This window comes from Pseudomonas sp. NPDC089392 (assembly GCF_044749595.1).
Taxonomy (GTDB): domain Bacteria; phylum Pseudomonadota; class Gammaproteobacteria; order Pseudomonadales; family Pseudomonadaceae; genus Aquipseudomonas.
Window position 1 is genome coordinate 1 of record NZ_JBIVIF010000009.1, and the last position, 14,147, is coordinate 14,147.

The 14,147-nt window shown below is 62.2% G+C and carries 11 protein-coding genes; 2 read left to right on the forward strand and 9 right to left on the reverse strand.

The window, feature by feature from the left end; translation table 11 throughout:
* The first annotated feature begins 332 nt into the window (after window positions 1–332).
* The gene (locus ACIP1G_RS10675) at window positions 333–683 is read left to right on the forward strand and encodes a BON domain-containing protein (protein WP_400736400.1); all 351 of its coding nucleotides are present in this window, start codon (window positions 333–335) and stop codon (window positions 681–683) included.
* Window positions 684–754: 71 nt separating this feature from the next.
* Here the strand turns inward: ACIP1G_RS10675 and ACIP1G_RS10680 are convergent, their stop codons facing one another.
* The gene (locus tag ACIP1G_RS10680) at window positions 755–1,057 is read right to left on the reverse strand and encodes a putative quinol monooxygenase (protein WP_400736402.1); all 303 of its coding nucleotides are present in this window, start codon (window positions 1,055–1,057) and stop codon (window positions 755–757) included.
* A gap of 60 nt (window positions 1,058–1,117) precedes the next feature.
* Between ACIP1G_RS10680 and ACIP1G_RS10685 the strand changes: the two genes are divergently transcribed.
* Window positions 1,118–1,537, forward strand: coding sequence for a VOC family protein (locus ACIP1G_RS10685; RefSeq protein WP_400736404.1), 420 nt, complete (start codon window positions 1,118–1,120; stop codon window positions 1,535–1,537).
* A gap of 118 nt (window positions 1,538–1,655) precedes the next feature.
* On the opposite strand, the gene ACIP1G_RS10690 is transcribed toward ACIP1G_RS10685, so the two are convergent.
* From ACIP1G_RS10690 to ACIP1G_RS10725, 8 genes are all read right to left on the reverse strand, one after another.
* A complete protein-coding gene (locus ACIP1G_RS10690; RefSeq protein WP_400736406.1) occupies window positions 1,656–4,586 on the reverse strand; it encodes a DUF748 domain-containing protein in 2,931 nt (976 codons plus the stop codon).
* A gap of 78 nt (window positions 4,587–4,664) precedes the next feature.
* Complete coding sequence (locus ACIP1G_RS10695) at window positions 4,665–5,534, reverse strand: oxygenase MpaB family protein (RefSeq protein WP_400736408.1); 870 nt, start codon at window positions 5,532–5,534, stop codon at window positions 4,665–4,667.
* Window positions 5,535–5,576: 42 nt separating this feature from the next.
* Window positions 5,577–7,511, reverse strand: a complete 1,935-nt coding sequence (gene acs / locus ACIP1G_RS10700) for an acetate--CoA ligase (protein ID WP_400736410.1) — start codon at window positions 7,509–7,511, stop codon at window positions 5,577–5,579.
* Between the two features lie 200 nt (window positions 7,512–7,711).
* Complete coding sequence (pgi, locus tag ACIP1G_RS10705; protein ID WP_400736412.1) at window positions 7,712–9,376, reverse strand: glucose-6-phosphate isomerase; 1,665 nt, start codon at window positions 9,374–9,376, stop codon at window positions 7,712–7,714.
* Between the two features lie 188 nt (window positions 9,377–9,564).
* Window positions 9,565–10,428: a pantoate--beta-alanine ligase gene (panC, locus tag ACIP1G_RS10710; protein WP_400736414.1), complete on the reverse strand. Its 864-nt coding sequence runs from the start codon at window positions 10,426–10,428 to the stop codon at window positions 9,565–9,567.
* On the reverse strand, window positions 10,425–11,225 hold the full coding sequence (panB, locus tag ACIP1G_RS10715; protein ID WP_400736416.1) for a 3-methyl-2-oxobutanoate hydroxymethyltransferase: 801 nt from the start codon (window positions 11,223–11,225) through the stop codon (window positions 10,425–10,427). Before panB ends, panC begins: the two co-directional genes overlap by 4 nt.
* 261 nt (window positions 11,226–11,486) lie before the next feature.
* Window positions 11,487–11,966: a 2-amino-4-hydroxy-6-hydroxymethyldihydropteridine diphosphokinase gene (gene folK, locus ACIP1G_RS10720; RefSeq protein ID WP_391136891.1), complete on the reverse strand. Its 480-nt coding sequence runs from the start codon at window positions 11,964–11,966 to the stop codon at window positions 11,487–11,489.
* Entirely contained in the window at window positions 11,963–13,351 is a 1,389-nt protein-coding gene (locus ACIP1G_RS10725) for a polynucleotide adenylyltransferase PcnB (RefSeq protein ID WP_400736418.1), read from the reverse strand. Before ACIP1G_RS10725 ends, folK begins: the two co-directional genes overlap by 4 nt.
* Window positions 13,352–14,147 lie beyond the last annotated feature (796 nt).

The following is a 14,147-nucleotide window of genomic DNA, read 5'->3' on the forward strand; positions in this document are numbered from 1 at the left end:
CAGGCGCATAAAAAATCCGATGCTCGTTTCCAAGCATCGGATTTTGCGGCCTATGGGCTAAAGGTCAATGCGTCAGTCTTAACTGACTGGCATTAGCCCTTCGGGGCCCTTTTTTCATGGGCGAAGGGAACCTTTTGCGGACTTGCATCTTGCACGCAGGTTTACCGGGCTGATTGCAAAATGCACGAACCTTGAAATACTGGCCGTATGCTAACTTGTTGATTTATAAGCGCTTAATCGAAGCGGTAAAGCTGGCACAGCACATGCAAATACACTCTTACCTGCCGCCAGGACTTACGGCGCAGACCTTTCGAAAAACAGGAGTGACACACATGAAGAAGTTCGCCATTGCTGCCGCCACTGCTACCGCTCTGACCCTGACCATGGCTAACGCGGCATTTGCCCAGCAGTCCACCCAGGCCCCGATGACGCTGGCGGCCGGTGAGGTGACCAAAGCCAAGGAAGCAACCTCCGATACCTGGATCACCACCAAGGTAAAGGCTGACCTGATGACCGAGAAGGGTGTGCCTGGCAGCGATATCAAGGTCGAAACCAATAAGGGTGTTGTGTCGCTGTCTTCTGATACCGCAGTGACCAGTGCCCAGAAAGAGATGGCTATTGCCATCGCCAAGAAGATCAAAGGCGTGCAGGCTGTATCGGCTGATGGCCTGAAGGCCGAATAAGGAATGTCCCGTCGGCCAAATGGACTTGGCCACCATTTTGCTGAAAAGGGCCGCTTCGCGGCCCTTTTCAGTTAATAAACAGGATTACGCGCAATCACATTACTCTCGAAGCATTCCTGCTCGACGATCAGCGGCTCTACCAACGGCCGGCTATCGCGGAAATGCGCGGTCTGGGTATGCGCTTCGTACGCCGCATCATCGCGGTAGATTTCGTACAGGTAAATCACCTCTGGGTCGACCCGGTCCTGCGACACATCGAACACCAGGCAGCCGGGCTCGGTGGCGACAGAGGCTGAGGCATTGACCGTGATCGCAGTCAGAAAAGCCTCGGTGCAACCGGGTTTCACACGCGTCTTAATGAACAGGCTATACACAAAGCTCTCCTTTTGTTTTAAATTCAATAATGAATTGTATACAAAAATGGAGCCTAGCCAATGTCCGAATTGCCTGCACGCCCGGGTCGCCTGAATGGCCTGCGTCATATTGCCTTGTTGGTGCCCAACCTTGAGGAGTGCGAACGCTTCTACGTTGATGTGCTGGGCATGGAAGTGCTGAACCGCGCCAATGAAGACCTGGTTTACCTGACCTGCGGTAACGACAACCTGTCGCTGGGGCGCGGGGCAGGGGCGGCCAATGGGCTGCAGACCCTTGACCACTATGGGTTTATCGTCGATAGCGTAGAGGAGCTGGAGGCCTGGTATGCGTACTTCAAGGCCCATGGTGTGACCTTGCTCGACCTGCCATTTGACCATGGTGACGGTGCGCGCAGCTTCCACCTGCTGGACCCGGCGGGGAACAAGGTGCAGCCGCTGTATCACCCGGCGGTGTCGGGGCAGCGGTTGGTCAGTGCCTGAATTGAGGTTGCCTGGTCTGGCCTGTTCGCGGCGGTTCGGCGCCCCGATAAACCCGCTCCCACAGAGGCAATTGTAGGAGCGGGTTTACCCGCGAAGAGGCCGGCCCTGCTATTAGAGATTACTCAGCATCCAGATGCATCGGCGTCATCACCCGCCCATCGCTCTCGGCCTGCCCCAGGCTGGTATCAATGAAATACACTCGGTCATCTTCCAGCTTGCCCTTGTCGACCAGGTAATCCTTGATACTGCTGGCCCTCTCCTGGCCTAGCGTACGCAGCAAGGCGGTACTCTCGGCCCACGACTTGATCACTGCCGCGCGCAGCTTGGCAGTGCGTTCGTCGCGCCCCAGCTGCTCCCATTCGGCAGGCGGCTGCTGCTTGAGGCGGGTACGGTAGATGCCTTCGAGCATCGCCGGCTTGTCACTGTCGTCGACCACCAGCATCGAGGCATTGGCTGGCACCTTGTCACCCCGGCGCTGCAGGATCTTGTACCAGGTGGCCTGGTACTCGCGCTCCAGGCGCTGCTGGGCGATCAGCGGGCCATCGCTGGCCTGGGCACTGGTGCCCTCGATTTCCAGGCGCAGTTCCGGGCGCTCCTTGAGCGCTGCTGCCAGCTTGTCCAGCGACGACTGGGCATCGCCACTGAGTTCGCTGGAGCCTGGGGCGAAGGCCACGGTACCGAGGTCTTCGGCGCCACCGCCACTAATCAGCCCGCCAATGAACTTGAACGGCGCCTGGGCCGCGCGCAGCACCAGGTTGCGCAGGGTTTGCCACACAATCGGCATCACGCTGAACTGCGGGTTGTTGAGGTCGCCAGACACCGGCAGCTCGATCGAGATCTTGCCCTCGGTATCCTTCAGCAGCGCCACCGCCAGGCGGATTGGCAGGTCGACCGCGTCCGGGCTGTCGACTTTCTCACCCAGTTGCAGCTGCTCCACCACCACCTTGTTCTCGGCCTTGAGCTGGCCTTTGGTGATCACGTAGTGCAAGTCGAGGTTGAGCCGGCCCTTGCGGATACGGAAGCCGGCGAATTTGCCGGAGTAGGGGGTCAGCGTGGTCAGCTCGACGCGCTTAAAGCTGGTGGCGATGTCCAGGCTGGCCAGCGGGTTGAACGGGTTGAGGGCGCCTTTGATAGTGACCGGTGCGTAACGGTCGACCTTGCCCTTGACGTCGACCTTGGCCGGCACCGGTTTGCGGTTGTCGATGGTGCCGATCCGGCCGTTGAGTTGTTGGATGGCCGTGGCGAAGTTGGGGGTGAGGGACAGATCGGCAAAGTTGGCCGAGCCGTCGTTGATGTCGATCTGGCCGATGTGGATGCCCAGCGGCTTGTCGCTGCTGGCCGGCTTGGCCTGGCTGGCCGCCGGCGCGCCGGCTGGCTGCGGAATCAGCAGGTCATTGATGTTGGTGGTGCGGTCTTCGTTGATGATGAAGCGCGCATAGGGTTGCAGCAGGGTCACCTTGTCGATCGACAGTGCATCGCCGTGCACGTAGGACAAGCCGTCGACGTTCACCTGTTGCCATTTGACGAAGTCGCGGCTCTTGATGGTATCGAGGGTGTGCAATTGGCTGACCTGTGCCTTGCCGGTAACGCTGAAGGCCAGTGGTGCGGTGTTCTTCAGGTCGACCTTGAGGTCGCTGCCGAGCATGCCGCTGCGCAGCTCCAGGAGGATGAACGGGCTGATATAGGCTTGGGCCACGCGCAGGTCGATGTCGCGGGTGCTCACGTCCAGCTTGGCCCAGATCGGCGCCAGGTTGACCTGGCCGGCCGCCTGCAACTTGCCCTGCTTACCTACGCCGGTATCAAGCTTGAGGGTGAAGGGCGACTGGTTGAGGCTGTCGAAACCTTGCAGGTCTGCGTTGAGCGGGCCAACGTCCAGGGCTACCGGTTCTTTGCGGGAGCGGTCTGCCAGGTGCACCATGTAGTTACGTAGCTGCACGTCCTTGAGCAGCACTTGCCAGGGCCTGCTTGGCTCCTTGGCGGCTTGCTCTTTGGGCGTGGGCTCGGCGGCGGCAGGCTCGGCCTTTTCTTTTGGCGTGGCCTTGGCCGGTTGGCTGGCGAACAGCTTCTGCCAGTCAAGTTGGCCGTCTTTTTCCAGCGCCGCCCAGGTTTCGAGTTTTTCGCTACGGATCTTGCCTACGGTGACCAGTTGCTTGACCAGATCGACGGAGGTTTCGCTCACTTCCAGGCTGGCCAGGCGTGCCAGCGGGCGGCCATCAGGGGCCTTGATGGCGAATGGGGCAATGCGCAGGGACGTGTTGTCCAGCAACAGCTCGGTCTGCTTGGCGAGGTTGAGCTTGTAGTGGGTGTCGAGGCTGAGTACGCCGTCTTCCAGCACCAACGGCACGGCATCGCGCACGTAGGGCCAGAACAGCTTCATCTTGCCGTCGGTGATCTTCAGCGTGCCCTCGGAGGCAATCGGTGACAGGCTCAGGGTGCCATTCCAGTCAATGCGTCCACCATTGGGGCCGATGGCCATCAGGGTCATGTCGGCATTGTCGTCGGGCAAGGTGCTGAGGTTCTTCAGCTCCAGGTTCATGTCGTCGTAGAGGAACTCGATCGGCTCGCTCGGGCGCTGGTCCTCGAAGTGCAGGTAGCCTTGCTTGAGCTTGATGCTGCCGATGCGCAGCGGGAACGGGTCGCTTGGCGGCTGGTCGGGCTTGGCTTCACTGGCGGGCAGCTTGAACAACCCCGTCAGGTTGAGGGTACCGTCCTTGGCGAACAGCACTTCGTTGCGCGGCTTGTCGAGCTCGACCGCTTCCAGGTGCAGGGCGCGCGTCCACAGGCTGTCGAGCGAGAGGTTGGCGTACAACCGGTCGAAGCCAACCTGCTCCTTGCCGGGTTCGCCAATCTGCAGGCCCCATAGCGTCAGCTCCAGGCTGAAGGGGTTGAGTTCAATCCGTTCAAGGTGCGCCGGTACGGTGGCGTACTGGGCCAACTGCTGGTTGGCGATGCGCAGCGCGACACCGGGGAGAATGAGAAAGCCGAGCAGGCTGTAGAGGGCTACCAGAGCCAGCAGTGCGCCAGCGGCGCGAGTCAATCCTTTGTACATGTGTCGCTTCGTCTGTCTAAGCAGGAGTGCTTGGAGTATGGCACGTTAAATCAGTTCCGCCGGGGCGACCATTTGGCCTCATTCGATGCCCATGCGCCGCTTGGCCCGGTGTGCCGAACCGTCGCGCATCGCCCAGCGCAGTACTGGGGCAGTACGTTGCAGGCCCAGGCGAATCAGGCGCTGCTGCAGGGGGCCGTGTTGCAGGCCGAGCATGGCCTGGGCCCAGCCCGGCAGCAGGTCGATGCCCGCGTGCAGCATCAGTTTGCCCACCGGCTGTGCCAGGCGGCTGGGGGCCGGGGCAGCTAGCAGGATCTGCACTACCTCATGGCTGCGGGCGTCGCATTGCAGCTGCAGGCGCATGCGCTGCAGGTAGTCTTCGACCTGCTGGCACGAGCGCGGCACGTCACGGGCGCCAAGGCGCTCGGCGATCAGGGCGATTTCGTTGTAGTAGGCATCCTGTTCGGCGCGCGACAGGTGCGGGTCGCGGTAGCGCAGGTGGGCGGCGAGGAAACTGCTGACCTCTGCTACATGCACCCAGGTCAGCAGGTCGGGGTCGCTGGCCGCATAAGGGCGGCCATCCGGTGCGATGCCGGTGACCTGCAGGTGAATGGTGCGCACCTTGTCGATCAGCCACTCGGCATCGCCGGTAGCGCCGAAGGTGGTGCCGGAGATGAACTGGCTGGTGCGGCGCAGGCGGCCAAGCAGGTCTTCACGGAAGTTGGAGTGGTCCCATACCCCGGCCAAGGCCAGCGGATGCAGCAATTGCAGCAGCAGGGCGCTGATGCCGCCGACCAGCATGCTTGGGAAGTCGCCGTGCACCCGCCAGCTGATGCTGTGCGGGCCGAACAGGCCGGGGTCGCCCTTGGGCGATTCCAGGTCGAGCTGGCCGAGGGCCAGCCCGGTGAGGCTCATGACCTGGGTTTCGATACGGCGGCGAAGGGCTTCCATGGCGACCTGTGGTGCAGGGCGGCCATGAACAGCGGCCGCCGGTTACTGGTTGAGGCGTTTGTCGATCAGGCCTTGCACCACGCTGGGGTCGGCCAGGGTCGAGGTATCCCCCAGGTTGTCCAGCTCGTTGCAGGCGATTTTGCGCAGTATACGCCGCATGATCTTGCCTGAGCGTGTCTTGGGCAGCGCCGGCGCCCACTGGATCAGCTCAGGTTTGGCGAAACTGCCAATTTCCTTGCTGACCAGGGCCAGAAGCTCAGCCTTGAGTGCGTCGTCTGGCGTCACGCCATTCATGGGCGTGACGAAGGCGTACACGCCCTGGCCCTTGAGGTCGTGGGGGTAGCCGACCACTGCGGCCTCGGCGACGCTGTCATGCAGCACCAGCGCGCTTTCTACTTCGGCGGTACCGATACGGTGCCCGGAAACGTTGATCACGTCATCGATGCGGCCGGTGATCCAGTAGTCGCCATCGGCATCGCGGCGGGCGCCGTCACCGGTGAAGTAGTAGCCGGGCATGGGCTTGAAGTAAGTGTCGACCATGCGTTGATGGTCGCCATAGACACTGCGGATCTGCCCAGGCCAACTGGCCTTGATGACCAGCAGCCCTGCGCCTGGGCCTTCGATCAGCTTGCCTTTCTCGTCCAGCAATACCGGTTGCACGCCGAACATGGGCTGGGTAGCGCAGCCGGGCTTGAGCGCCTGCGAGCCAGGCAGCGGGGTGAGCATGATGCCGCCGGTTTCGGTCTGCCACCAGGTATCGACGATGGGGCAGTGCTTCTGCCCGACTTCTTCGAAGTACCACTCCCAGGCCTCGGGGTTGATCGGCTCGCCGACACTGCCCAGCAGGCGCAGGCTTTTGCGCGAGGTGCTCTGCAACGGCGCGGAACCCTCGCGCATCAGCGCGCGCAGGGCGGTGGGGGCGGTGTAGAAGATGTTCACCTGGTGCTTGTCCACCACCTGCCAGAAGCGCGAGGTGTCGGGGTAGTTGGGCACGCCCTCGAACATAAGCGAAATCGCACCGTTGGCCAGTGGGCCATAGACGATGTAGCTGTGGCCGGTGACCCAGCCGACGTCTGCGGTGCACCAGAACACCTCGCCGTCACGGTAGTCGAACACCACTTTGAAGGTCATGGTCGCCTGCAGCAGGTAACCGCCGGTGGTGTGTAGCACGCCCTTGGGTTTGCCGGTGCTGCCGGAGGTGTAGAGGATGAACAGCGGGTCTTCGGCTTCCATCGGCTCGGGGGCGCAGTTGTCGCCGGCCTTTTCCGTTGCCTCCTGGTACCAGAGGTCGCGGCCCTCGGCCCAGGCGGCATCGCCGCCGGTACGGCGTACCACGAATACGCTGCTGACTGCGGGGCAACTGGCCAAGGCCTTGTCGACGTTCTGTTTCAGCGGTACGCGCTTACCGCCGCGCACGCCTTCATCGGCGGTGATCACGGTGCGGCAGTCGGCATCGAGAATGCGGTCGCGCAGGGCATCGGGCGAGAAACCGCCGAACACCACCGAATGGATGGCACCGATGCGGGTACAGGCGAGCATGGCGAAGGCGGCCTCGGGGATCATCGGCATGTAGATGCACACCCGGTCACCTTTGTTCACCCCACGTGCTTTCAGCGCATTGGCCAGGCGGCAGACCTGGCGGTGCAGTTCGCGGTAGCTGATGGCTTTTGAGTCTTTCGGGTCGTCGCCTTCCCATAGCAGGGCAGTCTGATCGCCGCGTTGGGCCAAGTGGCGGTCGATGCAGTTGTAGCTGACGTTGAGCTGGCCGCCGTCGAACCAGCGTGCCTGGCCGGTCTTGAGGTCACATTGCTGCACGCTCGACCAGGGCTTGATCCAGTCCAGGCGTTTGGCCTGCTCGGCCCAGAAGGTGTCGGGGTCGTCTACCGACTGGCGGTACAGGCGGCGGTACTCGTCGGGGGTGAGGGCGGCGGACTGGCTGACGGCCAGGGCCTGTGGGTAATTGCGGATATCGAACATGGCGGGTGGTCCTGCTCTTGTAAGGGGCGAGGGACTGCAACGGCTATTCGATAGGACAGTGTAGCTGGGGGTGGTGTTCCGCTTGTGCCGGCCTCTTCGCGGGTGAACCCGCTCCTACAAGGGACCGCACAATCTTTGAAATTTGTGCGGTCCCTTGTAGGAGCGGGTTTACCCGCGAAGAGGCCGGTGCAGGTTTCAGATCACCCGCGGTGACGGCCGCGGAAGTAGTTGATCAGGCCTTGGGTGGAGCCATCTTCGGCGCTGTCTTCCAGGCTGCCGACCAAGCGCTGGTACACGCCCTTGCCCAGCTCCTTGCCCAACTCCACGCCCCACTGGTCGAAGGCGTTGATACCCCAGATCACACTCTGCACGAACACTTTGTGTTCATACATCGCCACCAGGGCGCCCAGGCGGCGCGGGCTGATGCGTTCCACCACCAGGGTGTTGCTCGGGCGGTTGCCCGGGATCACCTTGTGTGGCGCCAGCTTCTCGATGTCCGCTTCGTTCAGGCCTTTGCTGCGCAGCTCGGCTTCGGCTTCAGCGCGGGTTTTACCCTGCATCAGCGCCTGGCTTTGCGACAAGCAGTTGGCGTACAGCCACTGGTGGTGGTCGGCCACCGGGTTGAAGCTTACGACCGGCACGATGAAGTCGGCCGGAATCAGCTGGGTGCCTTGGTGCAGCAACTGGTGGTAGGCGTGCTGGCCGTTACAGCCGACACCCCCCCAGATCACCGGGCCGGTTTCGGTCTTCACCGGGCTACCGTCTTGCAACACGCTCTTGCCGTTGGACTCCATGTCCAGCTGCTGCAGGTGCTTGGTGATGTTGCGCAGGTAGTGGTCGTACGGCAGGATCGCGTGGCTGCTGGCGCCCCAGAAATTGCCGTACCACACGCCCAGCAGGGCCAGCAGCACCGGCATGTTCTTGTCGAACGGCGCAGTCTGGAAGTGCTGGTCCATGGTGTAGGCACCCGACAGCAGTTCCTTGAAGTTGGCGGTACCGATGGCCAGGGCGATCGGCAGGCCAATGGCCGACCACAACGAGTAGCGCCCGCCTACCCAGTCCCACATCGGGAAGATGTTCTCTTCGCGAATACCGAAGGCCACGGCGGCGGCCTTGTTGCTGGAAACAGCGATAAAGTGGCGGTACAGCTCGGCTTCCGAGCCGCCCTGGGCCAGGTACCAGGTACGCGCGGCCATGGCGTTCTTCAGGGTCTCGAGGGTGTTGAACGACTTCGACGAGACGATGAACAGGGTGGTTTCGGCACGCAGGTTGGCCGACAGCTCGTGGAACTCACTGCCGTCGATATTCGCCAGGTAATGGCAGCGTACGCCACGCTGGGCGTAAGGCAGCAGTGCCTCGGAGACCAGCTCGGGGCCGAGGAACGAGCCGCCGATGCCAATGTTGACCACGTCGGTAATCGGCTTTTCGCTGTAGCCACGCCACAGGCCGTCGTGGATGCGGCCGACCAGCTCGGTGATCTGGTTGAGCACCTTGTGCACTTCCGGCATCACGTTCACGCCGTTGACGCTGAGCTTGTCGCCCACGGGCCGGCGCAGGGCAGTGTGCAGCACCGGGCGGCCTTCGGAGGCGTTGATGATTTCGCCGCTGAACATCGACTTGATGGCGTCCTGCAGGCCCACTTCATTGGCCAGGTTGACCAGCAGTTCGCGGCTTTGCTCGGTGATCAGGTTTTTCGAATAGTCGAGGAACAGGCCGCAGCAGCTCAGGGAGAACTGGTCGAAGCGTTTGGCATCGGCGGCGAACGCTTCGCGCATGCTGAAGCCTTGCATGACGTCGCGGTGTTGCTGAAGCGCCTGCCAGGCGGGCAGGGCCGTCACATCATGGGGTGTACGGTAATACGCCATTGCGCAGGGTTCCCTCGGTGCGTGGTGATGCCTTGGACACGGCAGTCATTGCCGGGTTCAGGCTGGCATCATTATAGGCATAGGCCAATGACAGGGAATGGGTATGGCGGGGGAATTTGGGGGGGCGCTTAGCGCCCCTGTGGGAGCGGGCTTGTCCCGCGAATGGGCTGCAAAGCAGCCCCAGGCCGTTACGCGGTCTTCTCTTCCACATGCAGGTACAGGTTGTCGATCAACCGGGTGTTACCCATGTAAGCCGCCGCAATCACCACGAGGTCACGGTCATCGATCACCGCCGGGCGCAGGCTCACCGCATGGCGCACTTCCAGGTAATCCGGACGGAATCCAGCGGCACTCAGCTGCGCCTGCCCCTCGGCAACCAGCGCGGCAAAGTCCCGCTGGCCACGGCCAATGCCCGCCGCAATCTGCTGCAAGGTGCGGTACAGCGCCGGTGCAGCACTACGCTGCTCAGGTGTGAGGTAACCATTGCGCGACGACAGCGCCAGGCCATCCTCGGCGCGTACGGTAGGTTCGCCGATGATCTGAACCGGCATGTTCAGGTCGCGCACCATGGCGCGGATCACCGCCAGCTGCTGGAAGTCCTTTTCGCCGAACACGGCAAGGTCTGGCTGGACCATGTTGAACAGCTTGCTGACCACGGTGGCCACGCCTTCGAAATGCCCAGGCCGGCTGGCGCCGCACAGGCCTTCGGAAAGCTGGGGCACGCTGACGCGGGTTTGCACGCTCATGCCATCGGGGTACATCTCTTCGACGGTTGGCGCGAACAGCAGGTTGCAGCCCGCCTGGAGCAAGCGCTCCTGGTCGGCGGCCAAGGTGCGTGGGTACTTGTCGAGGTCTTCGTTGGCGCCGAACTGCAGCGGGTTGACGAAGATGCTGGCGACCACGAAATCAGCGCGCTGCGCGGCCTTGGTCACCAGGGCCGCGTGGCCGCTGTGCAGGTTGCCCATGGTCGGCACGAAGCCGATGCGCTTACCTTCACCGCGGGCGCGGGCAACGGCGGCGCGCAGTTCGCGGACGGTCTTGACTGTGTTCATGCGCTGAATCCGTGCTCACTTGCTGGGAAGGTAACGTCCTTGACTGCCTTGGCGTAGGCAGCGAGGGCGCTGTGGATGTCGGGTTGGCCAGCCATGAAGTTCTTTACGAACTTCGGTACCCGACCGCTCAACGACAGCCCAAGCATGTCATGCATCACCAGCACCTGGCCGTCAGTCGCGCTTCCCGCACCGATGCCGATTACCGGAATGCTTACCGCCTGGGTGATTTCCGCCGCCAGCTCGCTGGGCACGCATTCGAGCAGCAACATCGCCGCACCGGCCTGCTCCAGGGCGATGGCGTCGGCGCGCATCTGCCGGGCCTGGGCTTCCTGGCGGCCCTGGACCTTGTAGCCGCCCAGCACGTTGACGGTTTGCGGGGTCAAGCCCATGTGCGCGCACACCGGTACGCCACGTTCGGCCAGCAGCCGGATGGTCTCGGCCAGCCAGGCGGCGCCTTCGATCTTGACCATGTGGGCGCCGGCCTGCATCAGCGTGGCGCTGTTGGCAAAGGCCTGTTCCGGGGTGGCGTGCGCCATGAACGGCAGGTCGGTGAGGATCAGTGCGCCGTCATTGCCACGTTTGACGCTGGCGGTGTGGTAGGCCATGTCTGCCGTGGTTACCGGCAAAGTGCTGTCGTGGCCTTGCAGGACCATTCCCAGCGAGTCGCCCACCAGCAACACTTCGATGCCGGCCTGGCTGGCGGCCTTGGCAAAGGTCGCGTCGTAGCAGGTCAGCATGGTGATTTTTTCACCCTTGGCCTTGAGGCCGTTGAGGGTGGTCAGGGTTACTTCAGGCATGTAGGAAATTCCTCGTTCAGGCGCTGTAAAAAACGACTGCATTCAACGCGTGTAGTCATCTTCCGGAGCGGCACATCATCGCGCGTGATGTTCGAGCACAGGTCCGTCCGGGCCTAAATACGGGTATGCGGCACTTTGGTGCCACACGGGACGCCTATAGTCGTGAGCGAGGTGGGGGAAGTCAATCACCCTGTTACCGCATTGTTACGATCAGGGTGTTACTGGCGTTACCGTCCAGCGTGAAAGGCTGAAACGCCCGGTTTACAGGCGTTCCAGGCCGACGAACGGGCAGTCGTCGAGCAGTTGCGCGAGGGCGCGGCCATCGGCCAGGCGGAAATCGCCCGGTACCAGTTCGGCCAGCGGGTACAGCACGAAAGGCCGGGCATGCATGTGGTAATGCGGCACTTTCAGGCGCGGCTCGTCGAGCACATGGTCGCCGAACAGCAGGATGTCCAGGTCCAGCGTGCGCGGCCCCCAGCGTTCCTTGCGTACGCGGCCCTGGCCGTTTTCGATGGCTTGTAGCGCATCGAGCAGGGCCAGTGGCGGCAGGGCGGTGTCCAGGGCGGCGACGGCGTTGGTGTAGCGCGGCTGGCCCGGTAGCAGTGAGTCGCTGGTGTACAGGGCCGAAGCCGCCACTAGGCGCGTACCCTCGACCTGGTCGAGGGCCTGCAAGGCGCTGCGCAACTGCTCGGCAGGTGCGTCCAGGTTGCTGCCCAGGCCGACGTAGGCGCGGGTCTTCACTCGAATGCCTCGTCGCCACCGCGCTTGCGTTTGCTGCTGCTGCGCTTGCGTTTGCGCGGGCCGGCGCCGGTACCTTCGTCACGGCTGCCCAACTCGCGAATCATTTCGCGGCGTTCGCTGTCGTTGGCATCCTGATAGTCGGTCCACCACTGGCCGAGGTCGTCGGTTTCTTCGCCGGCGCTTTCACGCAGCAGCAGGAAGTCGTAACCGGCGCGGAAGCGAGGGTTGTCCAGCAGCATGTCGGCGCGTTTGCCGCTGCGGCGTGGCAGGCGCTCCTGCATGTCCCAGATCTCGCGGATCGGCAGGGTGAAACGCTTGGGGATGGCAATGCGCGCGCACTGCTCGGCGATCAGGTCGTGGGCCGCGCCATTCATGGCCGGAATCGGCGGCACGCCCTGGTTCTGCAAGTGCAGTACACGGGCCGGCAGGGCAGGCCACAGCAGCGCAGCGAACAGGAAGGCTGGCGTCACCGGCTTGCCCTGCTTCACGCGCAGGTCGGTGTTGTTCAATGCCTGGCTGATCAGCGTGTGCGTGTAGGTAGGGCGGTCTTCCAGGGCGTGCGCACTGGCCGGGAACAAAGGCTCGAACAGTTCCAGGTCGACCAGCATTTCGAAGGCGATGGCGCCCTGGCCGGAAAGGAACAGCTTGAGGCACTCTTCGAACAGCCGCGCTGGCGGGATTTCACGCAGCAATGGGGCCAGTTCGCGGATCGGCTTGAATGTGTGCTTCTCGATACCGAAGTCCAGCTTGGCGGCGAAACGCACCGCGCGCAGCATGCGCACCGGGTCTTCCTGGTAGCGGTGGGTCGGGTCGCCGATCAGGCGCAACAGGCGATTGCGCACGTCGTGCACGCCGTTGGCGTAATCGAGAATGCGCTCGCTGACCGGGTCGTAGTACAGGGCGTTGATGGTGAAGTCGCGGCGCTGCGCGTCTTCTTCCAGGGTGCCGTATACGTTGTCACGAAGGATGCGACCACTGGCGTTATGCGACGAACGGTGGCTGTCGCCTTGGTCTTCATCCGAATGGTGGGCGCGGAATGTGGCGACTTCGATGATCTCACGGCCGAAATGCACGTGAACCAGCTTGAAGCGGCGGCCAATGATGCGCGCGTTGCGGAATTCGGCACGAACCTGTTCGGGGGTGGCGCTGGTGGCGACGTCGAAGTCTTTCGGCGTGATGCCCAGCATCAGGTCGCGGACACAGCCACCGACCAGGTAAGCCTGGTAACCCGCACTTTGCAGGCGCTCGACGATGTTCACCGCATGGCGGCTGAACTGGTGGCGCTGCAGCGAGTGCTGGCTCTTGTTGATCACCTCAGGCGTGGTGCGCCTGTGGTGCTGGCCCTGTACGGGCGGGCGGAACGACTGGAACAGCTTCTTCAGCATGGGATGCACTGTTTGAAGGAATGTTCGGCCAAGAATAGGAGAATGGCCGCATGATGGGCGGGGATTCTAGCATTTACTCAGGGAATGGTGTAGGCGGGTAGCAGGATGCCTGCCAGAAGGGTAGAAACGACAAGGGGAGCCTAAGCTCCCCAAGAAGTGTCGTTGCGTGCTCTTATTATTTTTTTGCTGGGCTTCTTGTTTTTGTTGAGTGCCCTGTCCACAAATCTCGAAGCTTGTGGACGACCCCCAATCCAGGGGTTAAGAGCAAACGGATTGCTTTGGTCGCTGATGTCACGTTGATCTGTCGATCCAACCAGTTCAGGCGCTGCTTTTTAGTGCAGTTTTTGTTGTTCTCTGCCTGGTCGTGGGGCAAGCCCCAAACACGCATCCTCTCCAAAAGAATCAGTTAGCTGCGCCTCCGCCGTCTTGTTTTTATTGTGCGTGAGCCGTTTCGTCTTGTTCTTATTTTAGATTTCAGTGCTTGTTATTGTTTTTGTACTAAGCATATAGCAGGTGCCGTGCCAACTTTTTGAAACCCAGTAAAATCAATGGGTTGAGAGGGTTTGGCGATTTTCGGCAGGTCGAAAATGTCGAAATTTCGTTACCGTACGCCTCGGGAACTGTTACGGCGGAAGGGGTGGGTAACAGATTTTTGCGGGGGCTGATGTGTTACCTGGGTGTTCGCCGTGACACGTTCAGCGCCTGGGAGGTCGAGCGCCGCCAGGTGTTCGCCGTGACACATTCAGCGGCTGTGAGGCCGAGCGCCGCCAGGTGTTCACCGCAACATTTTCAGCGC